The following is a 26,354-nucleotide window of genomic DNA, read 5'->3' on the forward strand; positions in this document are numbered from 1 at the left end:
CAGTTCGAGAGAATATACGCTCAACAACTGGCCGCATAATTCACTTTTCGGGAGTCCGCCAGTCTTGGGCCATCGCAGTTGTACTTTTTCGCTAGGTTGTTATAGCAATAAAGTATGTGGTACATTCGTGCATTCTGAATCGAGCGTATTCATTGAGTTTCCTTCTGTTTGGAGTAAAAAAAAGTAAGAGAGTGGACTTTAATGTCTTATATGATTCAGACTCAGGTGTGCGATTTAGAATCAATCTATAATTACAGCAGTAAACGATTTATTTATGATTTCAGTTAAGTGCAATGTTTTTAAGATCTAGAAAACAAGTCGAAGATAGAAAGGTGATGACTAATCCATTGAGGGATAAATCTTTAAATCTTATGCAGTTAAAAACCTTAAAGTGCCGAATTTAAATACTGTTTATTTATAAACAGTAAATAATACAAAGATGTTGAAAGCAGACCTCTGATCAAAACGCCCATGCTATTGAGAGAGGAAACTGTACACAACTCTTTAGTCCTTGGGTTTGCCTATGAAAGTTTTAATTGTCGACGATATTGGATACTCATGTCATTATTATGCGCGACTCGTCGAAAAAATGGGCTTCACTGCAATTACAGCTTCTTCTGGTTATGAAGCAATCAAATTACTGCAGACCGATAATGAAATTCATGTGGTCCTGACCGATCTGATCATGAGCGGTATGGACGGCGTAGATTTGTTTCAACGGGCACAGCAGGTAGAGCGATACTCAGACAGTGGTGCAGTAGCGCCTCCGCAGTTCATTTTAATGACAGCCGTCAGACCTGATAAAAACCCACAGGATAAAAATCTCCAGAGAATCAAGCTGGCGAACGAACTCGGTTTTTCTAAAATCATGTTTAAGCCACTCGATCAGAATGAATTAAAGCAAGAACTAAATGATATGTCACTGAATGTGATTCATTCCACTGATAGTGAAACAGTTCTGGACCTTTATTCGCCGACTCAAAAAGTCAGGCAGTCAGTAAAAGAAATTGTAGAAGCAGATAATAAAGAGGCGGCTTCGGAGTTTCTTAAAATCCTGCTGGAGGAAATTGCCAACTTAAAGAAATATCTGAAAACATCCTGATCATACCTCACCTCAACTTCACTGCCAGTTTATGATACACCGGTTGATAAACGGTTCTCATCAGTAACAGATTCAATTTCTATATCCAGTTCAACGCAACCCGGAAATATTATGGCTAAATGTGATCAGGGTTATCTCTGTGTGATATGTGGTGAGGAAGTAGAACACATCGAAGTTAGTGGACTGTATCTACGCTACATCATTGGTGAAGTTTATGTGGAGGAATTACAGGCCCAACCCGAGCACCACATTTCCTGCAATCCCGTTTTGGCTCAGTTCATTGTAGACAAGGACTTCGAGCCAGTTTTTGTTGAAGGCCCTTTCGATAAACGGGAGCTTGATCCCGAAGAAGTCAAAGAACGAGAATCTCTGGTCACCAGGGGCTGGAAAAGACTGCTGGAAGTCAAAAACAGACAACTTTCCATCAGCGAATTCCCACTGGACTGATTCAAAGTATTGACCTCTGAATGTAAATTGATACGGAATTGAGTTTCCGCTGCATTTTTAACACCTGTCGTTCTGAGCAACGACAGGTGTTTTTTTTATGTGTATTCCAGTTGTGTCAATCGCGCCTTTCCTGAAAATCACACCTTCTGACAATTCTGGGGTTGAGCATTCATGGGATCATCATGGCTGAGTCAAATCGAAAAGGAATTTTCATTCCTGCGTGGGTAATTGCGTGCATCTTTTCGCCGATCGTTGCTGGTGGCGTAGGCGCGATCACCTGGACTGCAAAAACATTGATCGAACACAGCCACCAACTGATCGAGATTGATGAAAAACTGGATTCAAATAAAGAACTGTTAATCGAAATGGTAAACTCACATGAGAGGCGGATCAGCCGCATTGAAGACCGTGTATTTGGAGACAGGCCATGATCGAACTCAAGACGGCTGATTTTCCAGAAGCGCTGGTAAAACAAATGGAAGGACCAGAACCACCTGAGTACTTCGTCTCCAACGGTTGCAGTTACTCACCAGACCAATGGGGAGGCGTTGATATCAGACCTGCTTGCCACTGGCATGATTATGCCTATCAGCGCGGTGGTTGTAGGAAGGATCGGGAGTTGGCGGACGGTCAACTGTATCGGAATTTGAGGCGCTGTGATCTGGGAAAGTTCATGGCAAACGTTTACTACCGTCGCGTACGGTTGTTTGGGGTGGTGGCATTCAATTGGGCAGAGGGGAAAGTGCCCAATAACCCCTGGCACTATTTTTTATTATTTTGGAGTAGATATATCCAATGGTAAAAACACTCACAACTCTATTTGTGCTGATGATAACTTCAATTGTCCAGGCTCAGGCGTTGGCAGTCAGGACTGTTGAGAAGCAATGTCACCAGAACCGCTGTCGACAAATCACCGGTATCGGAACATGTGCCTATATCGGGAATATCGATGACAAATCGATCTATTTAACAGCCGCTCATGTGGTGAATAATACCCAGAGCTTCAGCGTCGGCTATGGTGGAAAATGGTGGCCTGGCCGTGTTGCCTATTCGAAGTATGCAGGCGAATATGATTATGCAATTATCGAGACCAGGAGAATACCGGCTCAGAAGAGCTTCGAGGTTGCTGAGTGGTTACCAGAAAGCGGCTCTAAGGTAATTGCCTACGGTTACTCAAAGGGGATGTACAACCTGGGTGCCATTCGGTCGACAGTTTTCTACAAGGGAAGCAGCAAATGTCTTGTCAAAAAGGTCGACTACGGTGATTCAGGCGGACCTGTTCTGTCAAAGGGTGAGGTGGTCGGAATTATCAACTCAGTCGACGCCACTGGAAATGCAAGCGGCTCAACATATTTCACAGATGTAAAGTCTGTAGTTCCTGTGATACGTAAGATTTACGGTAGGTTACCAAAATGTTTTTGTAGTCCGGTTGCTGTTAGGCCGGTGCCAACAGCACCAATTGTACCCGACGTGGACAGAAACGGCGCCCTGGTATCTGCGCTGCAGGTTGAGGTGACCAAGCTGAAATCGCAGCTTGACCAGCTATCAAAGACTAAAATTCCTGTCCAGATTATCGATGCAGACGGGAAGGTGATTACAGAGCAGAAGTATCCGCTTGGTGATCCTATCAAGCTACGTTTTAAGGCCGTTAAGAAGTGAGGCTGCGTTATGCCAGACGGCGGAATTATTGATGTTGAAATTCCCATTGAGGGAGAAGGAGAAAAGGAGATGGCTGTGGATTTATCCGATAACGTTGCCAATCATATGCTGACGCAACTGATGCAGACCGGAACTGTCGCGCAGAATAACTTCGTGACCGTTCAGAAGGTGGTTGATTATGACTACCTGGAAAACAAACGCATGGTGACCCTGGACGAAGCCGTTGGTATTCGTGAAGTCGCTGCAAAAACCACTCCCGGTGGACCCGCTCAGGCAACCTGATGACTGACCCATTGGAAGAACTGATCAGACAGAGTGTTGAATTCCACAACAAGCTGATCGAAGAAAACAACGAGCTTGACCGGGCGTTCCGATCCGGGACGTTCGGCGAGCTTGTTCAATCATGGAGTAAAGACGATGGCGGAGGATCTGAACTGGAAAGAGAAAATAGCGGAGACACTGTGGAAGGTCAAAACGGGGGAGAGAGCGGAGGGGCTGAGACAAGCGGCAGTGAGGTTCAATAACGTGAATTCCCACATACTGTCCACCCGCGAAAAACTCTATGGAAAAGAGGTCACAGACAATAATCGTCCAGAGGGCGAAGAAATGCACATTGGAGACGATAACAGCGTGATACACCAGTACCTGCCATCACAGCAACAGGGTAGCATAGTCGGCTCACTGGCAAAGCTGGCGATGGGAGCAGGGTTGATAACAATGGGTGTGGGAGTGCCGATTGGTGGGTATCTAATTGCAGATGCGCTTGCGAATTATCCAGCGTCAGCAATTGAGACAGATACGAACACGGAGTACGAAGTCACTCTGGAACCATAAGCGGCACATCCCAGGTTCACTACGCTCACTGCTGCATGAATGCACCCCAAGAAAAACTGGCATCATCTTTTAGAATACAAAATGTGGATTGATGTGATCGTTCTTACAACCTGAATTCTAGATCGCATCACATTAAAACATAGCGACTCGTATTCTATTATACTTGGTTCCAATGCCGCTGGAGACGCTACAGTAAAACTGGACACAGTCTAAAAGGAGAAACAGATGCCTCAATTTATTGTTTATGTGTCAGGGGAAGACAGACAACATCCTGTTAAACGGCTGGATCGCGAAGCACAGACACATGTTCTAGCGGCAAAAATGGTGGAAGCAGAATTTCCGGATTTGTTTGTAAGTTCTGTATTGGAAAAACATGAGCCTATTTCAACATGTGCCAGGTGTGGCGGACCTGTGTTTAAAGGCGATTTTCATAAAGACCAGATTCGGCAGCGAAATGGAACAAATCGATGTCTGGACTGTTTGTAGCATTCATAATCAGCGGGGAGGAATTAATTGAAAGATCGAATCAGCAGTTTCAGGCGCATCAAGGCATCTCTGTTAAAAAGAAATACCAGGAACTGGCGTGAACATACAGAATCACAGGAATCGGCATTACGTGCCATACTAAAAGAAGTCGGATTTGCTTCCGCATGTCTGGTACGTGACTGTAAGAATGGAACTTACGAACTGATTGACGGGCATTTACGGGCTGATATAGCAGAAGATGAAAAAGTTCCCTGCCTGATTTTGAACGTCACTAAAAAAGAAGCTGACAAAATTCTAGCAACATTTGATGTCGTCACTTCCATGGCCAGAACCGATCAGCTTGCCCTGGAGCGTCTGATCGGATCCATTTCGACCGAATCTGAAGCAGTACAGAAGCTTTTTGATTCCATTAAGCTTAATAATCTGGAATTACAGCAGATGTATGGGGCTGAAGACGAGACTCAATTGCTGGTTGATTCTTACAAAATACTGATTGACTGTCAAAATGAGCCTGAGCAGGTTGCTTTATTAAAGCGATTCAAAAAAGAGGGGATCACGTGCCGCGCCTGGATTTCGTAAAGAAAACGCGGATCATTCGCAGTCCGCGAGTCATTCAGCTGGAAGGTATGTTTGGTCTAACGTCTGAAAAGACCAGCAGACAACAATGGACGGTCGATATGCCGATCGAAAAAAGTGAGTGGCATGTAGGTCTGATCGTCGGTCCGTCAGGTTGTGGAAAAACATCCATCGCCAGTGAATGCTTCAAAAATGAAATGGTCAGAGATTTTAACTGGTATCAGCAGAAAAGTATTATGGATTCCTTTCCGGTAGAGATGGGGATAAAAGAGATCACGACTCTACTCTCTTCGGTTGGGTTTTCTTCTCCTCCCGGCTGGTTAAGGCCCTTTCATGCCCTGTCCAATGGGGAGCAGTTTCGAGTGTCTATGGCGAGAGCAATAGCTGAACTACCCGGGTTAGTTGTCGTAGATGAATTTACTTCTGTCATTGATCGGACTGTTGCAAGAATTGGAAGTTGTGCCATTGCCAAAACTGTTAGAAAACGGGGACAGCAGTTTGTTGCCGTCAGTTGCCATTTTGACATTATCGAATGGTTAGATCCAGACTGGATCTATTTGCCTGCGACCAATGAATTTCAATGGAGGTCTGAAAGGCAATCGCGACCTCCTGTTACACTCGAAATTATTAACGTGCATCGAGATGCTTGGAAATTGTTCCGCAAGCATCACTATCTAGATTCTACCATACAGAAATCAGCAAATTGTTTTGTGGCATTAGTCGAAGGTCAGCCGGCAGCGTTTACTGCGGTCATTCATTTTCCGCACAGGCACTCCCCTTCCTTTCGTGAACATCGTACCGTATGCCTTCCCGATTTCCAGGGAGTCGGAATCGGAAACGCACTAAGCGAATACGTAGCCTCTCTTTATTCCTGCAGGAAAAGATATACCAGTGTAACAGGCCATCCGGCCATGATTCAGCATCGAGCAAAATCAAAGCATTGGAGGATGACGCGTAAGCCTTCTGGTGTCTCTCGGCAGAAGGGATTGGAATTAAACAGAAAACGCCGCATCACATCCAGTCATGGGAGAATGACTGCAGGATTTCTTTATTGTGGCCCCAGACGCGAGAAGGAAGCCCGGGATTTTGGTTTGATTTGATATCCTCACCAGGCTGCGCAGCGTTTCCAGGCTGAATGTGTTTGAAAAGCTTCAGCAGCTTTTACTCCAGATTGCGCGCCACGAGTACTGTATTGCTGAACCATCAGTTCTTGTAGAGGGGAGAAACTGGAATCTTTCCCACGCTGCAACTGGCTCTGATGACATTTTAACATGGAAATTTTCGTTTCCACATAATCACTAACATCAATATAAAAATGAGGATCAAATGAAGTCATGTTGACCGTATCCATCCACCACAGTACAGGTGGTTTTGCCAAGGCAGGTGAATTTGTTTTATTACCAGCTGAAGCACTAAACCAGGTGGCCGCTTCTGTGATCACCGAGGCTGCCCGATGATCCGCATGATAGTCTGCTTGCGAATGACATAACACGAGTGTGGGTGAAAACTGTCGCATGAACTCGGTCAGCATTCTGCGTAATTCAAGATTATCAAACAGGCCACCGTCCGGTTGTTCTCCAAAAAACAACTCCGCATCAATTACTTTGACTGCAGACTGCATTTCCTGCTGTCTCACCTCTGCCAGATTTTCCAGTGGAGGGTCTGGCTGTCCTTTATCTCCCTGACAGAGCACACAGATTCCAATCATGGCACCTTCCTGATGTGCACGTGCCAGTGTGCCAGCACACAACAATTCGGCATCATCCGGATGAGCAACCACAGCAAAGATTCGTTCCTGTCCGAAATTCAGTTTCATCGATATTTTACTCTCAGAAGATTATTTCCAGTTCAATTCAGCGAAGGCAGATATCAGGAGGGTCTGCTACATATTCTGTAACGGTTAGAGAGACAGCGGGGTGTGTGCGCAGCAACGATGCAGGGCAGGCACTGGTCACAGGGCCGTGCAAGACTCTGCGGACAACAGAACTTTGCCAGATCCGATTGCAATAAAAATGTTGTTCTGCTGCGGACAAAATTTCTTTCATACCAATCGTCACAGCCCGCCAGGGAATGATCGATATTTCGCCTCCCACAGTAACAGAATTGATGGTACGGGTCTCACGGGTTAAATCAAGATTCCGAGTAGGCAACTGTGCAAAATCTTCTGCGCTGACTGATTGATCTCCGTCTGGAGGTTCATTGAACGCGATATGCCCATTGATTCCGATTCCACCAAAGCAAGCATCTACACCTCCCCTCTGATCGATCTTTTTTTGAATGGCTCCAACATCATGAGGATCTGGGCAGATTCGATTTTCAGGCAAGGGGGCCAAGTCGGGGTTCAGCAGATCATAAAACTTTCGATTCATATAACCACGAAAACTGAGAGGATGTGTGAGATCGATCCATTGGTCATCATCTGTCAAATATTCGTCCATGTTAATCAGCATCACATCCTTAATCGAATAATGTTTCTGATTCAGTAGTTCAGCCAGGATGGGATATTGATCGACGGGGCCCACTGGTACTATGAGTGTTGCCGGTTTTCCCTTCACTTCTGCAGAGTCAATAATTTGCAGCATGGTTTTTGCCATATGCTGTGCAATATCCGGCATATCTTTAACAACAGAGAGCTTGACAGAAGTTCCCGTCGCCAATTCATTTCGACTAATCTTAAGATAATCTGGAAAGTGAGTAGTCATAATATTTTCTGCGATTTGTTAAAGAAGAGTATTAATTCTGGTTCTTTCAGCAATGATGACTGGTTCATTACCTGCCATATTTAAAAACGAAGATATAGAATACTGAATACAGTAGAATTTATAATACCAACACACGCTCACGGAATCCTACTCTCGAGTTCCTTCAGGCACCATACATTAAAATTTAAGCCATTTTATCCTGACTAAAGGAATACACAATGAAGTTGTTTCTGGATAGTGCTATTATAGATGAGATCAAACATAGCCTTGAATATTGGGACCTGGATGGCCTGACTACGAACCCCAAACATATTAAAAATTCAGGTAAGCCATTTTTTAGAGTGATCGAGGAAATCGCAGAACTGTTTGCTGGAACAGATAAGCCAGTCAGCGTTGAAGTCGATCCACATATTACTGACTGGGAGCAGATTGTAGAGCAGGGAACAAAGCTGTCGAAAATGTCTCCAAATTTTGTCGTAAAAGTCGGCGCCAGCGAAAGTGGATTTAAAGCTATCCGAGAGTTGACTCAATTGGGCATCAGGACTAACGCGACATTGATATTTTCTGTTTCTCAAGCCTGGCACGCTGCGCGTGCAGGTGCTTGTTTTATCAGTCCGTTCATCGGCTGGAAGGAAACATTCGGCGATTCGACCACGACGTTTATTCATGACGTTGCTGAAATGCTGGAATGTCACGAGTATGATTCGCAAATTATCGCAGCTGCCATTCGGAACAGTTGCCAGATCGCAGATGTCGCACTTGCAGGTGCTCACTGTGTAACTGCCGGTCTGACGGTATATCAGGAGAGCATGCAGAACCCTTACACCGTTCATGGAGAAAAAGTGTTTCAGGATGCCTGGGATGCAACGCCATCCGACCAATAGGGAAGACCCTAAATTTAGAGTACAAAACGTCAAAATACCTATTGATAGAAACTCGGGATGTAGCATGAATGAGCTTACGGGGAAATACTATTTTGCAGTTCCAACGCGATTCCTCTACCTTGGATTATGTCTCTTCATTTGCCAGTTTGTAGAGTTCTCCCATATGGCGTCTGGCGCAATCAAAACGGAGAAACCGAATGTAGTTATCATTTTCACTGATGACCAGGGATCGGTTGACTTGAACTGCTATGGCGCTAATGATCTGCAGACGCCTCATATGGATTCAATTGCTCGGCATGGAATTCGTTTCACACAGTTTTATGCATCAGCACCAGTCTGCTCCCCTTCTCGGGCGGGCATGCTTACAGGCAGGTTTCCTGCAAGAGCCGGAGTTCCTGGAAATGTATCTTCACATCACGGTAAGAGTGGTATGCCTGCTGAGCAAGTCACGATTGCAGAGATGATGCAACAAGCAGGATATCAAACAGCTCATGTCGGAAAATGGCATTTGGGTTATACACCAGAAACGATGCCCAATGGACAAGGATTCGAGACTTCTTTCGGGCATATGGGCGGCTGTATCGACAACTACTCGCACTTCTTCTACTGGAACGGTCCGAATCGCCATGACTTGTGGGAAAACGGTAAGGAGGTCTGGCATGATGGTGCATTTTTTCCTGACCTGATGGTAGAACAGTGCCAGAAATTTATCCGTCAGGCCAGCGATAAACCATTTTTTTTGTATTGGGCCATCAATGTTCCTCACTATCCATTACAGGGAAAAGAAAAATGGAGAAAAGCGTATGCTCACCTGTCGTCACCGCGTGATAAATATGCGGCATTTGTTTCAACCATGGATGACTGTATTGGTGAAGTGCTAACAACACTCGACAAATGCCAGCTTCGAAAAAAGACGATTATTATTTTCCAGTCCGATCACGGACACTCTCAGGAAGAACGAACGTTTGGAGGTGGAGGCAGTGCTGGCCCTTATCGGGGAGCAAAATTCAGCCTCTTTGAAGGAGGAATTCGCGTGCCGGCCATGATCTCCTGGCCGGGTACCATTGCTGAAGGAGAAGTGCGCCATCAACTGGCAACTGGATGTGACTGGCTGCCAACCATTTCGGCTTTAACTGGCGCACCACTGCCAGCACATCAACTGGATGGCAAAAATTTAAAGGCAGTCATTGATTCTGCAGATGCAAAGAGTCCGCATGACAACTTTTACTGGCAGATCGGTAAAAGTTGGGCGATACGCGAAGGTGAATGGAAGTTATTGGGGAATCCACGTGACACTAGCCAATTGGTACCATTGGGGAAAGACGATCAGATATTTCTGGTAAATCTTTCGAAGGATATTGGTGAAAAAAACAATCTTGCTGCCCGGTATCCAGAAAAAGTAGATCACCTCAGGGAGATTTATAATCAGTACCAGAAGTCACTGTCTGAATAAAACTGACGTTTACAGGAAATGGTTCCAATATGAGTCTCTCAGAAAAGAAACAACGGGGTTTTCAATCACGAGCCATACGTGTCGTGTTGATCATCGTTTTTGCTTTGGTGATCTATTCTGTCAGGCAAAATCAGCAGACGCCTCCCGACAGTATCAGCAAGGAGTCTGTCCAGGCACATAAGCAGCGTATCAACCAGGATTTCGAAAAAAAAACAGGATTAAAAGCTTCTTCCGTCTTGAAGCAGGGGCCGACACAGGAAATAGATCAGTCGTTCGACAAAACATCTGACAGCCAGCTTATAAAAGAACACGTCCCATCTTCGAATGCGACGAGTAAAACCATTGAGCCAGAAATGCCTGGACTGAGCTCAAAACAGACACCTGCTAAATCCAGCCGACCGCCACCCGCTGGGAATGAAAAGGAGTTGAAATCTAAGCCGGAACTGGGACAACTTCGTGATTTAGGGAATAAAGTCTGGGAGTCTGCTGCTGGGCTCAAATATGGCCCTGGGAGTCAGGAAAAACATCGTTTATTGCATGTGATGAAGCATGCAGAAGATCAGCCAGATCGTCCGGGCAAGCATGGTGTATTTGCTGGTGCTGGCGTGAGAAAAAATGTACTGGCTTTGATTGATGAGGCATATCTCAAAGCACTTGCTGGAGGTAAGAATGTCGACATAAAAAGAGAGGGGACACGTGTCGTTTACACTGTCGATATGAGGCGTCCGGTGGGCTATGTGGGAGGTCGTGTTGGTAATCAACAAGGAAAGCCGAAGGCCTACAAGATACGGATCGTCCTGGATGGACCCAATCTAATTACAGCATTTCCCTTATAAAGTTTTAAAACAAGGTTCAGTTCATGTACTACGTAGGGATTTGCTCTTTCTGCGATCAGGGCGCACTCGGAATACGTATTTGCAGCAATGAAAAACACGTTCTGATTCTCTGTGATGAGTGTGACGCAGTCTGGAAATCAACAGATCTCACACAGAAACCTTCTTTTCCTGAACAACCCGATCTGCCCTGCCCTTGTTGTTCAGGAAATTTAATGCTTCCTCCCGCTCACTGGGCCAGCTTTGGAGAAATCTATCAGAGAGGTTGGATTTCGAACGTAAAGGGTCAAACCACAGATTGACTGGCGTAGTGCCCGGAATTCAGAATACAATTTCCAGAGTCTGATTTTCTTTTAGAACTCTGGACTTGATTTTGATCGTATCGCGTGTTGCAGGGATTTTTGATCCTGGAACTTTAACAATTAATTGTGCGACACGATTTTTAAGAGGTAGATAATCCCCCTTGTTCACCGGTCGAATTTCGCCTGCAGTATTGGGGGTAAAGGTGGAGTTCAACCATCGAGAGTCCCAAGGGATCGCCTGGCGGTGGTCATCAGTTCCCAGCACGAGTCCAGAGAGATCAGAGGCGCGATATCGTGTTGATTTATAGCTGGCAGGAAGTTTAACCTGGATGATGATCAGATAGTCTTCATTTAAATCTGGATCTTTGGGAACAGTCCAAGCCGTAAAGCTGCCAACAGTCACTGCATTTCCCATCGGCTTTAATTTAAAATCTCCTCCTCCGTCACCGGAACCATCCCCTTCAGAATCACCTGTCCCTTTACCAATATGAGGAGAAAAATCATCCTGAATTTCTTCGACAGTATTTTCATTCTCACCCGTCATAGTTTTAACTGGTTGCATGATGTTAAATTCTGTTGTTTTGCCACCGGCGTCTTTGATGCGGGTATCCAGAGGACCATTTAAGGAAAAGTTTTGATCTTCCTCAAGACTGGCAAGAGTTGAGATATCATCATCTCCCTTCATTCCTCCTACAATGGTAATGGCCATCAGGGTCAACACTGTGGAATGAAAAAGTAAGGAAATCAGGTAACCCGTTGCTGTGAAGCTAGCTAACCAGATTATGATTTTCTGTTTCAGTGAGAAAGTCGTTTCATCATTGTCTGGATATTGCTCAGACTGGCTGGAGACCGGGCGTTCCTTTAATGCAGGGGCCTGGGTTGATGATGAGTCCACACTGAAACGAGTAGCGGACCTGGATTGGTTCGACATGGAAATCGTCGCTGACTGGGAACAGCCGAGGGTGGCATCACCTGTGCCATTGATACCAGTCGGCTCTCTTTGGTTCAAATTCATGAGGCAATCCTTCCTCTTAAAATCAAGTGGATGAGGATGGCCCAAAAGGTTACACAGGGTGATAACCCATAACGTTCAATAACGTATAATTATATAACAGATCTACCAGAATAGAATGTTTTTTTCTGGAGAACATCAGGTTCACTGATGAGGTATGGTTTTACCAATTCTGTGATACATGGTGTACAGATTGGTGCTCACTGCTGTCTGAACATGAAAGCTTTTTGAATGATCGTATTTGATCAATTGGTCTGATTAAACAAGAACGCGATGTAATTCCTGAACAGTAGTAATTCCATCGAGCACTTTGGCTTTCCCGGATCCTTCCATGGTGGTCATGCCTTGCTCGGAAGCCAGTTTGAGGATCTCCGATTGTGTCATTCCGCGGAGAATAGCATCTCTTAACTCTCCCCGGATTCCCAGTGTTTCAAATATCCCAGTTCGGCCCAGGTAACCAGTTTGGAAACAATGTTCACAGCCAGTACCCTTGGCAATTTTTGAATCAGACAGTTGATCAGCATTAACTCCCAGGTATTCACAGGCACCGGAGTCAGGTTGATAGGGAGTTCGGCATTTTTCACAGATGCATCTCACCAGGCGTTGTGAAATAATCCCCTGCAGACTGTCAGTGATAAACATGGAAGGGATGCCAAACTCTCGGAAGACATCTATGGCAGCGACTGCATCATTAGAATGCAAAGTGGAAAGCACACGAATACCCGTCAGCCCTGCTCTCACAGCGATATGCGCTGTTTCAGAATCACGAATTTCTCCCACCATAATCACATTGGGGTCCTGGCGAAGCACGCCTCGTAATGCTTCAGCGAAACTGAAACCGATTTTTGGGTCGATCTGGATCTGGTTCACACCTTCAATTCGACGTTCCACAGGATCTTCAATGGTTGCCAGACTCATCTCAGGTTGATTGAGATGGTCCAGACAGCTGTAAATAGTGGTACTTTTACCCGAGCCAACCGGGCCGACACTCAGAATCATCCCATAGGGAGCCTGGCAATATTTAGTGATCTCGTTTGTCTGTCGTTCGCTAAGGCCCAGTTCACTGAAATGGGTAAAGCGTTTATGATCAGGCATTAGTCGCAGTACTAGTCGTTCGCCGTGAATAGTAGGGCCAGATCCCACACGTATATCACGGCGGTTCTGTAGTGTCTGGTTATTGATGTGACCATCTTGTGCCAGTCGCCGCTCAGTGATATCCATATTTGCAGCTAATTTTAGCCGGGAAATCACTGAAGCAGCTGCCTCTTTGGGTAACTGAATGATGTCATGAAGCATACCATCGACACGTAGTCGGAGACGTAATCCATCATCCAGAGGGTCCAGGTGAATGTCCGTTGCCTGTAACTGGAATGCTCTTTCCATTAATAAATCAACAAGGGGACCCGGACCTACAACATCAACCAGTTCTCTCAATTCTGCCTGAAGTGCCTGCTGGCGTCCTTCTTTTTTATTTTCGGATTTTGCTGATGAATCTGACATGGCTCAACTCTTTCTGTCTGACATATAGTATTCAATATGATGTCTGATGAGTCTCTGTTGTGACAATTCCGGGTTCAAATCAATTTGAATAAACCCAGTCCACCTACAATGAGGCTGCAGATAAGTACGACCACACCCAATATCCGCAAATTTTTTCTGCGATCAGTTAGCGCAGTTGCTCCCAGAAGAACACCTGCAACTGAAAAAGAAATGGTAGCCACTAACGCCACCTTAGGATCAAGATTGAGTGAGTCACTCACATATAATGCGAAACAGGTCACAGCAGAAAGGACGGCCACAATGCCTAGGAGAATAGGCATAGAGAACGTCCGTCTGCGGTCGATCCGTTCCTGTTTCATGGCTTGACTTAAGTGCTTAATGGCTTCCTCTTCAGTTGGAACGATACACCAGACTTTTTTCAATCCGGAGATATTGAGAACTTCTTCAACCATTTCATTTTGATTGAGAATGGCGGTTTTCCCACCCTGTTCATCAACCAGCTTCCAGACTTGAATTACGACAGCAACCAGAGAACTGCTGATATAGCTCAACTTTGATAAGTCAATGATGACTGTGGGATTTTTCTCCTCTTTCAAGACCTGCAATAGAGAATCGCCCAGTGTTTCCAGCTCGTTCCAGGCTGAATCATTTAATCCAGGCAGTAACTGGACTTTGAGATGCCCGTTAACGTTTGTGATATGATAGGGGACTTCCCGGGTAGTCATATAAACCAATCTCCAACTATTCTCGATACAAAGTGTATCTGAAGGCCCAGCATTAGATTAAAGTCTTTTCAGCGAGTACTGGTTAGGTCGTACTATATGCATTCGGCAATAATCATCGCATCTAATTCAAAATACCAATGCGGCTAGAATTTACCTATCTAAATTTGGACCAAAGTGCAGGATTTACTAAGTATTTTAGATGAAACGAGTTCGCTTCATCACTTGTTAATAAAATCAAATAGTCATCTTTATAGTCACGAGTTAGAAGTGTGTTCAATAGTTCATTTTGATAGGGGCTGTTTATCTTTATATCAGCATCGAAACCACCAATTGAGCCCCTCCCAGATAGTGAGGCTGAATATTTCACTGGAAGTTGCTGTTATGTCAAGTTTTCTAAAGGTAGCGATTATGTCTGCAGGCCATGTTAGAAAGGTCAAACAGTTAAATACCAGACAGTTAGCTTAAATTCAGTTTGACTATGCTTTTTGGGCGTATTTATAATTAGGAAATAACCGATTTCACAAAATAGGTTGTTTTTACGCTCAGGTTACCTGTAGTATTTAATCAATCATTTCGTCTGAAAACAATCTCTTCAGCGCGTATCAATTATCTGATTTTTGACTCACGTAAATCAGGCATACTGCACTGAATGTTCCCTGAAATGACTCAATTGTTTCTATTCTTATTCCGCTATAGGAATAAAGTGAATAGCTTAAGCTTAAAAGATAACGCATAATAAATATAGAGAAACTAAGAGTAGTTCAGAGTCTTTTAGTATGACACAGGAATGTATCAATGACCCTTTTAAGTAAAATCCTGTTAGTACTGGTTCTTTTTGCCAGTATCGCATTTATGGGATTTGCCGCAGTCAGTGCTGTTGGAGGCCCCAACTGGTCCAAAGAAAAGGACGCCTTGACTGATTATGTATTTGAACACCAGACTGGTGAGAATCCGACCTGGTCTGTGAAAACCAGAAGGGGAGGTGAGCAACTTTCGACTTCTCCTGTTTTGGCAAAAGTCATCGTGGCCGCGCAGAAACATAAGCTGCAACAACAGAATGAAAAGCTGGACAAGGTCACGAAAACAATCGAACCCCTCAAGAAGACAATCAAAAACTGGGAATTGATCAATCAAGTCGATCGAACTGCGATGAAAGATAAAGCAGCCGAATTGAAACAGAAGATGGTTCAAGTTGATCAGCAGGTCAACCAGCTTGCGAATGAAGGTATTAAAATTGGCCAACAGACTCTAGAAGTGAATCAGGAAGCTTCCGAACGCAGAGCTGATGTATTTCGGTTGCGAGATCAGATTGATGAGATTCGAAATGAAAGATTTCTAGCGAACCAACAACAGAAAACTCTGCGTGATTATATAGATCGAATTCAGGGAAAAATACAGCGGCTACAGAGACAGAAAGTGTCGTTGGAGAAAGTCGTGATGGCTCCTGAAAATAATGTCGAAGAAAAAAAAGAACTTTCTCAAAAGTAAAATACTCAGTTTCTGCTCTCAGAATTAAAATATAAACTCGTCATTAAAATAAATATCAGGAGCGATTAGATGTCGTTTGTCGGCAAAGTACTGGTCGTCGTTCAAGTTGTACTCAGTATCTGTTTTATGGGATTTGCAGGGGCTGTATTTACAGCTCAAAACAATTGGCGCAATGAGAGCCTTAAGCTCAAAGACAATGTAGCCAGTCTGCAGAAAAGCATGAACGAATTAGAGTCAGAGTTCAGCAATGAAAAGACTGAGATGACTAAAGAGCTTAATAAAGCTCAGAGTGAAGCAGAAACGGCGAAAGCTGAAAATGAAGGATTACGTGCACAGGTTAAAACCAAGCAAACCGAGCTTGATACTGTAAAAGCGGAACGTGATACTTCTGTTGCTCAAGCAGAAACAACAGGCGAAGAAGCAATGTTTCGGCGACAGGAATCAGGTCGTCAACGGGTAGTGAATAAAACGCTTCATGATACCGTGAATGAATTACGTGGAAAAATTAAAAGTCTTGAGGATACAATTTTTACACAATCAATTCGTGAGAAAAACCTGGTTACTAAACATGCAAAAGTTGTTGATGAACTGAACTACTTAAACAAGATTGTAACCAACCTGGGGGTTGATCCAAAAGACCCTGCAATCGCCGGGATGCAGTCTCCGCCTCCGGCTGTTGAAGGGCTGATCATCAACACTAAGAAAGATAGACGAAATGGTACCCGGTTTGTCGAAGTTTCCCTGGGTAGTGATGATGGCCTCAGCAAAGGGCATCAACTGTTCGTCTATCGTTTCGGAAATGAAGCGAACGGGAATCGGCCCAAGTATCTGGGTAAGATTGAACTGGTATATGTCGATCCTGATAAAGCTGTCGGGACTGTAATAGACGCCGCTAAAAATGGTGTGATTGAGAAAGGTGACCATGTCAACTCGAAACTCTAAATCCAAAGGAAAAGCCAGTACCGGTGATGCGGCTGGTCCCAATATCTATGTAGGCCTGTTAGTTGTCTCACTTTCTGCATTACTTGCAGGAATTATCTTTCTGGTACTGGAACTTCAGACCTACAACTGGGAACTGGGTGGTTAATCATCACCTCTTTACTAAATCGAACAGAGCACTGTATCAGTTTCAGATACAGTGCTCTGTTTTTTTGGGGTACTGATGATTTTGGGTTATTGAGATTCAATTTCATAGTCAGCAGATTTCCAACCACTGAATCCGCCATCCATTGAGATCACATTGGTGTAACCCATGGTTTGCAAATTATCGGCTGCTAATGCTGAGCGAAACCCGCCACCGCAGTAGAGAATTAAAAGTGTGGATGTATCTGGAACCAGTTGTTCAATATCTCGTTCAATAATTCCCTTACCTAAATGAACCGCGCCAGGGATTCTACCTTTACTAAATTCATGGTCTTCCCGGACATCAATCAAAATGAATTTTTCTCCTTTATCGCGGCGTGATTTTACATCCTGTACCGTGCATTCAGGTACTCGTGACTTGGCAGAATTCACAATATCCAGAAAACGAGGTGAATGGTTTTTTGCCATATCAGTTCCTTTTGCGCGTCTGGTGATTATCAGAAATTATAATAGACTCTCAACAAGATGATTTCAGGTTTATAGACTGTCGGAAAGAAAGTCATCCATCGCCTGATTCACTGCATCGGGAGCCTCCATGGGGGCCATGTGGCCGACTTCACTCACTTCAAAATATTTTGAATCTGGCACTTGAGAACACATCTGTTTCATTACCTCAGGGGGAGTTAAGAGATCCTCACTCCCCACGATGAACAAAGTCGGAATACGAATGTTTTTGATCTGATTCGAAAAATCGGAACGTGCTGCCATGCCTTTTTGGCTGGCGGCAATTCCCTCGTTGTTTGTCGCTTCGATCATAGAAATAAGGTACTCAGAAATATGTGACTGCTTTTGTAGACTGGATTCACTGATCAGGTTCGGAATCATAGCTGTTGAAATCACTTCAGGGCCATGCCTGAGAACCAGATCAGCCATCTTCAGGCGTTGAGTGATACCTTCTTCGGAATCGGCTTCCGCTTTAGTATCACATAGAATCAAGGTGCGTAATCGATCAGTAAAATGTTTCCAGAATTCCCAGGCAATATAGCCTCCCATGGAGAGCCCGCAATAGGAAACAGGATCTTCTATATTTAAGACCTGCAAAAGCATATCCAGATCCCGAGCATGTTGTTCCATGGTTACAATACCGGTAGAAATGTCTGAATTACCAAATCCACGAAGGTCGGGAGCAATTACCGTAAAACGAGATTGAAAATACTCAATTTGTGGAAGCCACATCTGGTGGCTCAGAGGAAATCCATGCACCAGGAGCAGGGGAGGCCCAGATCCAGCGATCAGTGCCCGCATACGAATTCCATTTACTTTTTGCTCCACCAGTTTCTGATTCATGTTCCTGTCTTTCGGTTTCATCATTCCAGAATCATTGGCAAGCATAATTGAATGAAGAAGCCACTTTTAGATTAATTAATCTGATTCAAAGCCCGTTGTATTCCCTCCTCGAGAGACTCGGCTGATCTCGAATCTTCATTCCAGGCAATTTTTCCATCCGTGCCGATCACCCACACTTGGGGAATGAACTCTGCCTTAAAAGCGGTCAGAGAATCATAGGCTCCATATCCATTAGGCCAGGTAATTCCTGTAGCAGATAACCATTCTTTAATCTCGGGAAGAAGCTCTTCGTTATCAGAAGTAAGGCCGATAAAAGCCACCTGATCATCCTTGAATTTTTCATAGACCTCAACCATATGTGGTGCTGCCATGCGACATGGGCCACACCAGGTTGCCCATGCATCGACTACAATGACTTTTCCATCAAGAAAGTTATCCTGATGCGGATTGCCGTTAACCCAACCCTCTGCATTCAAAGGAGGAGCGGTTTCTCCTACGTTTAACAATGATAGATTTTGTGAGGTTCGCTGGTTTCCGGTCAATCCGTAACCTAACCAGGCGGTGAATAGAATCATTCCAGCCAGGACCAGCACCAGTGCGATCACGAAATCTTTTTTCATACTCTGATTAGTCATCAAGTTATTTTCCAGCACAATGGTTTTATCGATTACAGATTATAGAGTTCACTATATTTCTGTTTAAGTTGAGTCATTAAGGGCAAATGTGAAAGTGTTTCTCCTGTGACAACTTCGACAAGTCGATTGGCACGATACCGCTTGCCGTGTTTATGGATATTTTGGTTCAACCAGTTTTTGAGAGTCGAAAAATCGCCAGCCTCAATCAACTGGTTCAGGTCACCCAGTTCCTTATTTGCCGCCTGATAGAAGTGAGCTGCATACATGTTTCCCAAAGCGTAAGTAGGAAAATAACCTATCAAGCCAGCACTCCAGTGGACATCCTGCAAGCATCCATGTGCGGGAGAATCTGGAGTAATATCAAAGTATTCCTTGAACTTTTCATTCCAGGCAGACTCTAAATCAGCCGGTTTTAAATCGCCCGAAATCAGAGATTTTTCTAATTCAAAACGTAACATGATATGCAGGTTGTAAGTGACTTCATCTGCTTCGACACGTATAAATGAGGGGCGGACATCATTGATCGCGCGATAAAAATCTTCGAGGGCAATATCTGATAATGCTCCAGGAAACATTTTCTGTGCAGGTTGATAGAATGAGTTCCAGAATGCTCGGCTCCGTCCGACCAGATTTTCCCACATCCGCGACTGTGATTCGTGAATTCCCAATGATGTTGAGTTTCCGGCTGGGGTACCAAAAAATTCCTTTCGCAGACCTTGCTCATAAATTCCATGCCCCGCTTCATGTAGTGTTCCGAAAAAGGCACCGGGAAAGTGATGTTCGTCATACCGAGTTGTCAGTCGACAATCTCCAGGGCCAATACCACTACAAAAGGGATGTGCCGCAATATCCAGTCGTCCAGCTTTAAAATTAAACCCAATTTTTTCTGCAGCATCGAGACTAAACTCACGTTGTTTATCTATAGGATAGCTCCTGGTCAGAATTGAGATATCAGGTTTCACTCCGGAATTCTGGATCTCTGCAACCAGTTTGACAAGTTCGTTCCGTAAGGGGAGAAATGCCTGCTCAATCAACTCAGAAGTCACACCTGGTTCGTATTCGTCAAGTAAGGCATCATATGCCTGATTTCCTTCAAATCCGATTGCTGATGCCTGCTCACGCTTCAGATCAATCATCTGTTCCAACCAGGGTAAGAAGTCGTCGAACTTGTTTAGTTTCCGTGCTGAAACCCAGGCATGGTGGGAGAGCGTTCCAACCCTGGAAAGCTCTTCTACCAGGCGACGAGGAAGTTTTGTCATGCGGTCATATTCATGGCGCGATTCTCTGATATTTGCCTGTTCGTACGAATCTTCATCCCATGCAGAATTTGATTCCAGTTCTTCCAGGAGATCTCCAATTTCAGTGTTGGTCGCCTGCTCATGGACCAGTCCAGCCATTAAGGCAAGTTGATTGGCGCGATGTTCAGCACCTTCGGGGGGCAGGCAGGTCTGCTCATCCCACTCCAGTACCGCTGAGCAGGATGCCAGCAAAGAGGCTTGTTTGAGTCTGATAAGAAGTTGTTCATATGCTTTTGTAGAAGTATTCATTGATTAATATGTTCTGCTGAGAAGTGTTTCGGTTCGGTAATTCAATTAATATAGGTATTTCTCATGTGGGTGCCAGCTCTTGAACTTGGCATAGAGACACTGGTCTATTTTTCAACCAGTCGGTTTTTGCTACAGATCAGTTTGGAGTGCCTTCATCATCGTAACGCCCTCCCATCTGGTAGAGCGGTAAAAACCGATAGTAAACTTCCAGACAAAGTGTACTCAAGGTCGTTGAGTAGAGTCGTCCACCATATGGTCCCCAAGGTGGGCGGGGGTCCCAGCTTCCCGCATTTTCGCCTTGAGTATTTTGTTCTGAAATCAAGAGTTCTCTCAAGTCTTCATTCCATTCCCGCCATGGATTTCCACCATATTGATACATAGCCAGCGTTCCATAGTACCAGTAGTAAAGATTGTGTTCCGAACGACGCGGTGGCCGATCAGAAATAAACTGCACGGCTTCACGACACGAAGGATTATCGCGGCGAATTCCCAACATTTGTTTGCAGAACAGGGATTCTGCTGTCATCGCGGGAGTTGGGGGTGTAGCGGGCTCAACCAGCCGATAGGTGGCTAAGCCATCATTTTTACCCATGCTGCGATCTTTGAGAAATTTAACCATCAGTTGTTTGGTATTAGAGGGAATAGGAATACCGGCAATTTCAGCACTCTTCAAAGCCATCAGTTGCCAGCCAAACATACTCATATCACTTTTCTGACCTTTGACATAACGCCAGCCACCATCATATGGGTTTTGATTCTCAACAATATAAGCGACGGCCCGGGCGACACTTTCTCGCAACTGCGGATTTGATTTTGGATCGTTCTGTAGGCCATAGGCCTCTGCTAGCGCATAAGTCGCCATTGCATGTGAGTACATGCGGGCATAATGAGTTGCTTTTCCACCCAGAAAACCATCGGAATTCTGTTGTTTGATCATCCACTGAATCGCGCGATTTAAGTTCTCTGCATACAGGCCTTCTTCCTGTGTATAACCTGCACCTAGAAATGCTAGTATTGAGAGAGCTGTCAGACCTGCATCTGCCTGCACTCCTGCATTGCGCCGATCGATTCCCTGTTCATCAATTTTGACTTTACCAGCGCCAAACCGATTGGCATCCCAATATCCCGCCCGTTCCTGATGATTCGCCAACCACTTCAAACTCGATTCAACCGCACGTTCCGATTCTTCCGTACCCCCAAATTTCTGAGCGATTTCTTTTCTCTTTGATAAATTTCGCAATCTGTAAGTTGCTGGGATATTGGCCTTGGTTCGATTGGAAACAGCATCAAAGTTAGGGCGCAGGGCATCGGGTTGTGGCCCTTTACGACTCAGGGTGAGTGGTAGAGTGCTTCGTTCCGCAAGTAATCGATCAGAATCAGGATTAGCTTTTCCCGATGGTGTTTGAGGTGCAGAACGTTGAATCGTCCCATCAGATACGGATCGCATAGTGCGCGACTTTCTTCTGGCAAAACGAGGTTCTGTCGGTGCGACGTTTGAGCTTGTTTCACTGGGTTCTGTGGCTTCCACCCCTGTAGTATCCATTTTCAGATTTGATGGTGCAGGACCGGATCTCTTCGAGAGCATCGAATCAGTTGCATTTCGTTCTAAAACTGACTGAGGATCCGTTTGCGCATCTAGAGCCAATGTCTTTTTCTGGGCACTAAAAGAAGGCTGTATGCGATCAACGGCTCCTGGAGTTGATTGACGTTCCAGTTGCTGATTGAACTGACCACTACGGATCATTTTACTTCGAGTATTCGATGTCGATGGTACCGAGACTTCTGATCGTGATTCAGCGGTTGTATCTGTAATTTCCAGAGGTGCCTGAGACTGTATGCGTTTCTGACTGACGCTTTCAATATTCACTTTCGATGGAGTAACCGATAAGTCAGACTTCGAAACAACATCCGGCATCGGCATTTCTGATATTTCCGGAGGTTGTTTTTTCTCTGGTGGAGCAGACAGGGGAGTAAACTCGGGCCGGCTCAAATCGACGCGGGATAATTCCTGTTTTTGAGGGGGTGTCAGTTTTTCCCAGACAGGTGAATTGCCTGACTGCTTATTTTTTATCGTTTCTGTGCTCTCTGCAAGATTTAGTGTGATTTCATTTTTTTCCTGTACGGCCTCTGTTTTAGCCACGGATTTTGGTGCCTGATCCGGCCAGAACGATACAACTCCGAGTGATAAAGACAAATGAACGATGATTGAGAACAACAGCGCTTTTGATGAGGCATTTCGATCACCCCAACGCGTGACCAGCATCGAAAGCAGATGAATTGATGCGAACACCGCTGCTAATATTAAAAATCCCCATAGAATCTGATCGAAGGTAATATCTCGACCTGCCAGGATTTTTTCGATCAAATTATGAATGCGATTGTTCATGTTATGAATCGTCACTTAATCGATTTGCCAAAGAGACAGAACGAATTTTGACCCGATGGCAAATCTCCAGGATATTCATCACATTTTGATAAGGTCCTGTCGAGTCTCCCCGGATTACTACAGATTGTCCCGGGAAATTTTGTATCGAAGTTTTCAGGAGAGATTCCAGTTCTACCAGACTTTTCTTCTCACCGTTAATCGAAATATCACCATTCTGTTGAACATTTACAATGATGTCATCGGGCAGATTTGTTAAGGGTTTTGCATCAGTAACTGTAGGAAGCTTAATGTCGTACTGGCGCTCCATCTCTGTAAACTGCGTACCAACCATGAAGAAAATGATCAGTAAGAAAACGATATCTATCATTGGGGTCAAATCGAGCTTTGGCTCTTCGACGGTTCCCGTTTTTAAGGGCATTCGTAATTTCCTGAAATTGAATTCATATACCTCACCACAATTCCACGAATAAAAGCTTTCCGGAATTTGAGTATGGGATCGTGTCACGAAGTTAGTTCGGACCGATTTTCTATATAGTTGAAACACCGAGGAATTAAGGGAATACTCTCTTCAGCATTCGCTCTGAAAGATCTGATTATACTCTATTCCAAGATTCGATTCTGTTTCAACATCTGATAATATTCCAGCTTCTACTCAGGTTTAGTACCTTTTATCACTATGGAAACGGTTACCCGTCGACTTTAATAGCATTATTACGAATATTAAGTAGCGCGCGGTTAATAAGTTTTGAGGTGCTCCAGAAGTCACATGTCGGTCAATATAATCAGAAGTTATTTTCTTGTCAGATGTTAAGTAAATTCATACACAGGACGATCGAAAATGTTTCTGCCGAGAGGCCATCTTATTCAGAGGCAGTCTCTCTCAGTTTCAGTCAAATCAGTCAATTTCCAGGTAAATCACTTTTACTCATCAATTCGCTAAGCCTGGATGCACCATGCGTAGGAATCGCCTGGCTAGGGTATTTTTCAGTATTGTATTCTACTAAAGTTGAATTAAAGCATTATTTTATCTTATTTAGTGTAACCTGGTTAGCCTATTTGGGAGACCGTTTACTGGATTGTTTGCGTATGCCAGCCGTTGCAATGGAAACACCGCGGCATCATTTTACATTGAAATATTTTCGTCCATTACTGGTCTGTTGGGTGTTACAGGCATTTTTTTCGACGATCTGCTTATTCTATTCACTGACGATAAGAGAACTGAATTGGGGTTTCAGCTTACTTATTGTCCTGTCAATTTACTTCCTGAGCTGTTTTTATTTCCCCAGAATTGCCAGGGGGATGTTCCCCAGAGAACTTCTGGTAGGCATTTTTTTTTCAATTGCAACTCACTTCTTTATATGGACACAAAACCCTACCTGGAATTATGAGTTTCTATGGACATTTTTTGGCTTTCTTGCTTTATGCACACTGAACTGTCTTTGTATATCCCGCTGGGAATATCAATCTGACCGACAGGCAGGGGAGGTCTCTTTCTTTACAAGGCATCCCGATCAAATATTTCAAGTTCCTTATTTGCTGGCTGGCTTCCTCATATTCCAGATAATCATCTTTGGTTGCGTGATCCCGATGAATCCTCTACCAACGTTTGAATTATCGATGCTCTCAAGCAGTTTGATTTTATTGATACTTGATCAGAGTTCGATAAATTTTCGGCTTAAACCAGTATTAGCAGACTGTGCATTACTCACACCGTGTATTTTTCTGAGCTTCCGGATATGAATTTTAATCGAATTGCCCCCTGGTTTGGGCGATTGGAAAAAATTGTTTTCCGGGATCAGATGCAGCTCTGTAGAACTGCGTTTCTCTCCGAGCTACCTGCGATCAAAAAAGCTGCTCTGATTGGAGAAGGTAATGGAAACTTTCTGATTCAATTTCTCTGTCACTGTAATTGTGAAGAAATTCATTACATTGATTCTAGTACGCAGATGTTAAATCTTGCTCAAAAAAAAATACAATCGCACGATTTTCCAGGGTTGGCGAGAATCGAATATTACCATCTAGATTTATCTCTCGATGGAATGCCAGATCAAAATTATGATTTGATAGTAACTAATTTCTTTTTGGACGTTTTCAATGAAACAACCCTGGACAAGGTGGTTTCAAAGATTGCCTCTTCCTGTACTCAAGATGCTCATTGGTTATATGCAGATTTTCAGGTTTCTGGAAATCGATTTCAGCGGTGTCGCGCAATCGTGTGGGTGAAAACAATGTATCTATTCTTCAAATTAGCTGCTGGTATTGAAACAATGAGTTTAACAGATCCTTCAACACTGCTTGATCGAAATGGTTTTCAGATTAAAGGGTCCACGGAATTTGATAACGGATTGATGCGTGCTGAATTAAGGCAACGAAAAAATAAAGTGGTCAGTGATTCTGAATTATTCTGATAGTACTTTTAGAAATGAGAAGTCTATGGTGCATATCAGTAGAAAGATGATCTGAAATAGTGAAGAGATGCCTTCTATGTGAACATCGGAAATTACAATATGATAGTCTTCTAACTTTCGAATGATCCAGTACATTAATAGTGCGGCTGCAAACAAACCTGGTGCAAAACGTCCTGGAGAAAACCAGGTTCCTGTAAGAAGCAGTGGAATTAAAATTAAACTGGCATAACCTAGCTGTTGTGTTGTTAATGGAGTTTTTGGGTTTGCCCATCTAGCTGATTCATCATGTGCTTCCACAAAGCAGATAGAGAAGGGAATAAACCATACTCCCAATGTGATGGAGATCATAATCAAGATGCAGGGTTCCAGGAGTGTGGCAGAGTCAGCAAGTAGATGATAAAGAAGTCCCATCCTCAGCAGTGTTAATATAATGCTCAGAACAAAAATATTGCTGGATGATCCTGCTGAAGATGTAGGGAGAATTAAGTCGCGACTTTGTGGGATTGCCTCAGGAGTGAATGTGCGCAGGCAAAGCAATTCCAGAGAGCCCACTATGAGAATGGCTATGTATAATGGCCAAAAAAACTGGACGATGATTAACAGACCCGTAAGCAGAATTGCTAAAGTGATACCAGCGGTTGGAAGAAACAGTGTGCTTCGTTTCCTGATAATGTGTTGGCGATCTAACTGAGGACACATTATCGGAATGCGAATTAAGCGCTGCAATGATTCAAAATAAGCGAAGAGATATTCTATCCAATCGGATTCATTCTGATTGGTGGAATTTGATTGGTGATCATTGAAGGACGAATCTCCAGAAGAATTTGTGACATTCATACTAAAATAGAGTTCTCTCGCATGAGATTGTTCTGAGAGGTGAGAGTCCGATCCACAAAATAGAATATAATCATAATGATCTTTTATGAACTGTAAAGCTCTGCGCAT

At 44.1% G+C, this 26,354-nt stretch carries 29 protein-coding genes; 17 read left to right on the forward strand and 12 right to left on the reverse strand.

All coding sequences use genetic code 11. The annotated features are described in order from the left end of the window. Positions 1–523: 523 nt before the first annotated feature. The 10 genes from ACN0YH_RS09630 (at position 524) to ACN0YH_RS09675 (ending at position 6,204) form a co-directional block, all read left to right on the forward strand. On the forward strand, positions 524–1,102 hold the full coding sequence (locus tag ACN0YH_RS09630; protein WP_417379361.1) for a response regulator: 579 nt from the start codon (positions 524–526) through the stop codon (positions 1,100–1,102). A gap of 111 nt (positions 1,103–1,213) precedes the next feature. Then, complete coding sequence (locus ACN0YH_RS09635) at positions 1,214–1,549, forward strand: hypothetical protein (protein WP_417379362.1); 336 nt, start codon at positions 1,214–1,216, stop codon at positions 1,547–1,549. A 182-nt stretch (positions 1,550–1,731) separates the two neighbouring features. Beyond that, positions 1,732–1,980, forward strand: a complete 249-nt coding sequence (locus ACN0YH_RS09640) for a hypothetical protein (RefSeq protein WP_417379363.1) — start codon at positions 1,732–1,734, stop codon at positions 1,978–1,980. Next, complete coding sequence (locus ACN0YH_RS09645; protein ID WP_417379364.1) at positions 1,977–2,351, forward strand: hypothetical protein; 375 nt, start codon at positions 1,977–1,979, stop codon at positions 2,349–2,351. The genes ACN0YH_RS09640 and ACN0YH_RS09645 overlap by 4 nt, the downstream gene beginning before the upstream one ends. After that, positions 2,345–3,208 (forward strand): trypsin-like serine peptidase, encoded by an 864-nt coding sequence (locus ACN0YH_RS09650; RefSeq protein ID WP_417379365.1) that lies wholly within the window; start codon positions 2,345–2,347, stop codon positions 3,206–3,208. The genes ACN0YH_RS09645 and ACN0YH_RS09650 overlap by 7 nt, the downstream gene beginning before the upstream one ends. A gap of 9 nt (positions 3,209–3,217) precedes the next feature. Further along, positions 3,218–3,490, forward strand: a complete 273-nt coding sequence (locus ACN0YH_RS09655) for a hypothetical protein (RefSeq protein ID WP_417379366.1) — start codon at positions 3,218–3,220, stop codon at positions 3,488–3,490. A gap of 135 nt (positions 3,491–3,625) precedes the next feature. After that, positions 3,626–4,042 carry a hypothetical protein gene (locus ACN0YH_RS09660; protein WP_417379367.1) on the forward strand — a complete coding sequence of 139 codons (417 nt, stop codon included), beginning with the start codon at positions 3,626–3,628 and terminating at the stop codon, positions 4,040–4,042. 225 nt (positions 4,043–4,267) lie between these two features. After that, on the forward strand, positions 4,268–4,528 hold the full coding sequence (locus ACN0YH_RS09665; RefSeq protein ID WP_417379368.1) for a hypothetical protein: 261 nt from the start codon (positions 4,268–4,270) through the stop codon (positions 4,526–4,528). A gap of 27 nt (positions 4,529–4,555) precedes the next feature. After that, a complete protein-coding gene (locus tag ACN0YH_RS09670) occupies positions 4,556–5,107 on the forward strand; it encodes a ParB N-terminal domain-containing protein (RefSeq protein ID WP_417379369.1) in 552 nt (183 codons plus the stop codon). Then, positions 5,086–6,204, forward strand: a complete 1,119-nt coding sequence (locus ACN0YH_RS09675; RefSeq protein WP_417379370.1) for an ABC transporter ATP-binding protein — start codon at positions 5,086–5,088, stop codon at positions 6,202–6,204. Before ACN0YH_RS09670 ends, ACN0YH_RS09675 begins: the two co-directional genes overlap by 22 nt. Before the next feature lie 5 nt (positions 6,205–6,209). On the opposite strand, the gene ACN0YH_RS09680 is transcribed toward ACN0YH_RS09675, so the two are convergent. Both ACN0YH_RS09680 and ACN0YH_RS09685 read right to left on the reverse strand, forming a co-directional pair. Then, on the reverse strand, positions 6,210–6,920 hold the full coding sequence (locus ACN0YH_RS09680; protein WP_417379371.1) for a PIG-L deacetylase family protein: 711 nt from the start codon (positions 6,918–6,920) through the stop codon (positions 6,210–6,212). Positions 6,921–6,957: 37 nt separating this feature from the next. Continuing rightward, positions 6,958–7,806, reverse strand: a complete 849-nt coding sequence (locus ACN0YH_RS09685; RefSeq protein WP_417379372.1) for a glucosamine-6-phosphate isomerase — start codon at positions 7,804–7,806, stop codon at positions 6,958–6,960. Positions 7,807–8,024: 218 nt separating this feature from the next. Here ACN0YH_RS09685 and ACN0YH_RS09690 point away from each other — a divergent pair, with 218 nt between their 5' ends. Genes ACN0YH_RS09690 through ACN0YH_RS09700 form a run of 3 tightly spaced genes read left to right on the forward strand, consistent with a single transcriptional unit; the run spans position 8,025 to position 10,979 of the window. Next, positions 8,025–8,690 (forward strand): transaldolase family protein, encoded by a 666-nt coding sequence (locus ACN0YH_RS09690; RefSeq protein ID WP_417379373.1) that lies wholly within the window; start codon positions 8,025–8,027, stop codon positions 8,688–8,690. After that, positions 8,668–10,143 (forward strand): sulfatase-like hydrolase/transferase, encoded by a 1,476-nt coding sequence (locus tag ACN0YH_RS09695; protein WP_417379374.1) that lies wholly within the window; start codon positions 8,668–8,670, stop codon positions 10,141–10,143. Before ACN0YH_RS09690 ends, ACN0YH_RS09695 begins: the two co-directional genes overlap by 23 nt. Before the next feature lie 29 nt (positions 10,144–10,172). Continuing rightward, on the forward strand, positions 10,173–10,979 hold the full coding sequence (locus tag ACN0YH_RS09700; protein ID WP_417379375.1) for a hypothetical protein: 807 nt from the start codon (positions 10,173–10,175) through the stop codon (positions 10,977–10,979). 318 nt (positions 10,980–11,297) lie between these two features. Here ACN0YH_RS09700 and ACN0YH_RS09705 read toward each other — a convergent pair whose 3' ends face one another. The 3 genes from ACN0YH_RS09705 to ACN0YH_RS09715 form a co-directional block, all read right to left on the reverse strand. Continuing rightward, the gene (locus ACN0YH_RS09705; RefSeq protein ID WP_417379376.1) at positions 11,298–11,987 is read right to left on the reverse strand and encodes a hypothetical protein; all 690 of its coding nucleotides are present in this window, start codon (positions 11,985–11,987) and stop codon (positions 11,298–11,300) included. 561 nt (positions 11,988–12,548) lie between these two features. Continuing rightward, positions 12,549–13,790 carry a GspE/PulE family protein gene (locus ACN0YH_RS09710; protein ID WP_417379377.1) on the reverse strand — a complete coding sequence of 414 codons (1,242 nt, stop codon included), beginning with the start codon at positions 13,788–13,790 and terminating at the stop codon, positions 12,549–12,551. A gap of 74 nt (positions 13,791–13,864) precedes the next feature. Next, on the reverse strand, positions 13,865–14,515 hold the full coding sequence (locus tag ACN0YH_RS09715) for an STAS domain-containing protein (RefSeq protein WP_417379378.1): 651 nt from the start codon (positions 14,513–14,515) through the stop codon (positions 13,865–13,867). A gap of 795 nt (positions 14,516–15,310) precedes the next feature. Between ACN0YH_RS09715 and ACN0YH_RS09720 the strand changes: the two genes are divergently transcribed. The 3 genes from ACN0YH_RS09720 (at position 15,311) to ACN0YH_RS09730 (ending at position 17,090) form a co-directional block, all read left to right on the forward strand. Then, positions 15,311–16,003 (forward strand): hypothetical protein, encoded by a 693-nt coding sequence (locus tag ACN0YH_RS09720; protein WP_417379379.1) that lies wholly within the window; start codon positions 15,311–15,313, stop codon positions 16,001–16,003. Positions 16,004–16,072: 69 nt separating this feature from the next. After that, positions 16,073–16,945, forward strand: a complete 873-nt coding sequence (locus tag ACN0YH_RS09725; RefSeq protein WP_417379380.1) for a hypothetical protein — start codon at positions 16,073–16,075, stop codon at positions 16,943–16,945. After that, positions 16,926–17,090 carry a hypothetical protein gene (locus tag ACN0YH_RS09730; protein WP_417379381.1) on the forward strand — a complete coding sequence of 55 codons (165 nt, stop codon included), beginning with the start codon at positions 16,926–16,928 and terminating at the stop codon, positions 17,088–17,090. Before ACN0YH_RS09725 ends, ACN0YH_RS09730 begins: the two co-directional genes overlap by 20 nt. A gap of 86 nt (positions 17,091–17,176) precedes the next feature. Here ACN0YH_RS09730 and ACN0YH_RS09735 read toward each other — a convergent pair whose 3' ends face one another. From ACN0YH_RS09735 to ACN0YH_RS09760, 6 genes are all read right to left on the reverse strand, one after another. Then, positions 17,177–17,554 (reverse strand): rhodanese-like domain-containing protein, encoded by a 378-nt coding sequence (locus tag ACN0YH_RS09735; protein ID WP_417379382.1) that lies wholly within the window; start codon positions 17,552–17,554, stop codon positions 17,177–17,179. A 69-nt stretch (positions 17,555–17,623) separates the two neighbouring features. Then, entirely contained in the window at positions 17,624–18,433 is an 810-nt protein-coding gene (locus ACN0YH_RS09740) for an alpha/beta fold hydrolase (RefSeq protein WP_417379383.1), read from the reverse strand. A gap of 71 nt (positions 18,434–18,504) precedes the next feature. Then, the gene (locus ACN0YH_RS09745; protein ID WP_417379384.1) at positions 18,505–19,068 is read right to left on the reverse strand and encodes a TlpA family protein disulfide reductase; all 564 of its coding nucleotides are present in this window, start codon (positions 19,066–19,068) and stop codon (positions 18,505–18,507) included. A 32-nt stretch (positions 19,069–19,100) separates the two neighbouring features. Further along, positions 19,101–20,615 (reverse strand): carboxypeptidase M32, encoded by a 1,515-nt coding sequence (locus ACN0YH_RS09750; RefSeq protein WP_417379385.1) that lies wholly within the window; start codon positions 20,613–20,615, stop codon positions 19,101–19,103. 136 nt (positions 20,616–20,751) lie between these two features. Next, on the reverse strand, positions 20,752–23,001 hold the full coding sequence (locus ACN0YH_RS09755) for a prenyltransferase/squalene oxidase repeat-containing protein (RefSeq protein WP_417379386.1): 2,250 nt from the start codon (positions 22,999–23,001) through the stop codon (positions 20,752–20,754). 1 nt (position 23,002) lies between these two features. Continuing rightward, positions 23,003–23,419 (reverse strand): ExbD/TolR family protein, encoded by a 417-nt coding sequence (locus tag ACN0YH_RS09760; RefSeq protein ID WP_417379387.1) that lies wholly within the window; start codon positions 23,417–23,419, stop codon positions 23,003–23,005. Between the two features lie 1,318 nt (positions 23,420–24,737). Here ACN0YH_RS09760 and ACN0YH_RS09765 point away from each other — a divergent pair. After that, positions 24,738–25,409, forward strand: a complete 672-nt coding sequence (locus ACN0YH_RS09765; RefSeq protein WP_417379388.1) for a class I SAM-dependent methyltransferase — start codon at positions 24,738–24,740, stop codon at positions 25,407–25,409. Here the strand turns inward: ACN0YH_RS09765 and ACN0YH_RS09770 are convergent. Continuing rightward, a complete protein-coding gene (locus ACN0YH_RS09770) occupies positions 25,401–26,354 on the reverse strand; it encodes a hypothetical protein (protein WP_417379389.1) in 954 nt (317 codons plus the stop codon). The genes ACN0YH_RS09765 and ACN0YH_RS09770 overlap by 9 nt on opposite strands.

Source organism: Gimesia sp. (assembly GCF_048262075.1).
Lineage (GTDB): Bacteria > Planctomycetota > Planctomycetia > Planctomycetales > Planctomycetaceae > Gimesia.

Coding starts and splice junctions, on each gene's coding strand:
- ACN0YH_RS09630 (WP_417379361.1), top strand. CDS start 524: ATGAAAGTTTTAATTGTCGACGATATTGGATACTCATGTCATTATTAT.
- ACN0YH_RS09635 (WP_417379362.1), top strand. CDS start 1,214: ATGGCTAAATGTGATCAGGGTTATCTCTGTGTGATATGTGGTGAGGAA.
- ACN0YH_RS09640 (WP_417379363.1), top strand. CDS start 1,732: ATGGCTGAGTCAAATCGAAAAGGAATTTTCATTCCTGCGTGGGTAATT.
- ACN0YH_RS09645 (WP_417379364.1), top strand. CDS start 1,977: ATGATCGAACTCAAGACGGCTGATTTTCCAGAAGCGCTGGTAAAACAA.
- ACN0YH_RS09650 (WP_417379365.1), top strand. CDS start 2,345: ATGGTAAAAACACTCACAACTCTATTTGTGCTGATGATAACTTCAATT.
- ACN0YH_RS09655 (WP_417379366.1), top strand. CDS start 3,218: ATGCCAGACGGCGGAATTATTGATGTTGAAATTCCCATTGAGGGAGAA.
- ACN0YH_RS09660 (WP_417379367.1), top strand. CDS start 3,626: ATGGCGGAGGATCTGAACTGGAAAGAGAAAATAGCGGAGACACTGTGG.
- ACN0YH_RS09665 (WP_417379368.1), top strand. CDS start 4,268: ATGCCTCAATTTATTGTTTATGTGTCAGGGGAAGACAGACAACATCCT.
- ACN0YH_RS09680 (WP_417379371.1), bottom strand. CDS start 6,920: ATGAAACTGAATTTCGGACAGGAACGAATCTTTGCTGTGGTTGCTCAT.
- ACN0YH_RS09685 (WP_417379372.1), bottom strand. CDS start 7,806: ATGACTACTCACTTTCCAGATTATCTTAAGATTAGTCGAAATGAATTG.
- ACN0YH_RS09690 (WP_417379373.1), top strand. CDS start 8,025: ATGAAGTTGTTTCTGGATAGTGCTATTATAGATGAGATCAAACATAGC.
- ACN0YH_RS09695 (WP_417379374.1), top strand. CDS start 8,668: ATGCAACGCCATCCGACCAATAGGGAAGACCCTAAATTTAGAGTACAA.
- ACN0YH_RS09700 (WP_417379375.1), top strand. CDS start 10,173: ATGAGTCTCTCAGAAAAGAAACAACGGGGTTTTCAATCACGAGCCATA.
- ACN0YH_RS09705 (WP_417379376.1), bottom strand. CDS start 11,987: ATGGCCATTACCATTGTAGGAGGAATGAAGGGAGATGATGATATCTCA.
- ACN0YH_RS09710 (WP_417379377.1), bottom strand. CDS start 13,790: ATGTCAGATTCATCAGCAAAATCCGAAAATAAAAAAGAAGGACGCCAG.
- ACN0YH_RS09715 (WP_417379378.1), bottom strand. CDS start 14,515: ATGACTACCCGGGAAGTCCCCTATCATATCACAAACGTTAACGGGCAT.
- ACN0YH_RS09720 (WP_417379379.1), top strand. CDS start 15,311: ATGACCCTTTTAAGTAAAATCCTGTTAGTACTGGTTCTTTTTGCCAGT.
- ACN0YH_RS09725 (WP_417379380.1), top strand. CDS start 16,073: ATGTCGTTTGTCGGCAAAGTACTGGTCGTCGTTCAAGTTGTACTCAGT.
- ACN0YH_RS09730 (WP_417379381.1), top strand. CDS start 16,926: ATGTCAACTCGAAACTCTAAATCCAAAGGAAAAGCCAGTACCGGTGAT.
- ACN0YH_RS09735 (WP_417379382.1), bottom strand. CDS start 17,554: ATGGCAAAAAACCATTCACCTCGTTTTCTGGATATTGTGAATTCTGCC.
- ACN0YH_RS09740 (WP_417379383.1), bottom strand. CDS start 18,433: ATGAATCAGAAACTGGTGGAGCAAAAAGTAAATGGAATTCGTATGCGG.
- ACN0YH_RS09745 (WP_417379384.1), bottom strand. CDS start 19,068: ATGACTAATCAGAGTATGAAAAAAGATTTCGTGATCGCACTGGTGCTG.
- ACN0YH_RS09750 (WP_417379385.1), bottom strand. CDS start 20,615: ATGAATACTTCTACAAAAGCATATGAACAACTTCTTATCAGACTCAAA.
- ACN0YH_RS09755 (WP_417379386.1), bottom strand. CDS start 23,001: ATGAACAATCGCATTCATAATTTGATCGAAAAAATCCTGGCAGGTCGA.
- ACN0YH_RS09760 (WP_417379387.1), bottom strand. CDS start 23,419: ATGCCCTTAAAAACGGGAACCGTCGAAGAGCCAAAGCTCGATTTGACC.
- ACN0YH_RS09765 (WP_417379388.1), top strand. CDS start 24,738: ATGAATTTTAATCGAATTGCCCCCTGGTTTGGGCGATTGGAAAAAATT.
- ACN0YH_RS09770 (WP_417379389.1), bottom strand. CDS start 26,354: ATGCGCAGAGCTTTACAGTTCATAAAAGATCATTATGATTATATTCTA.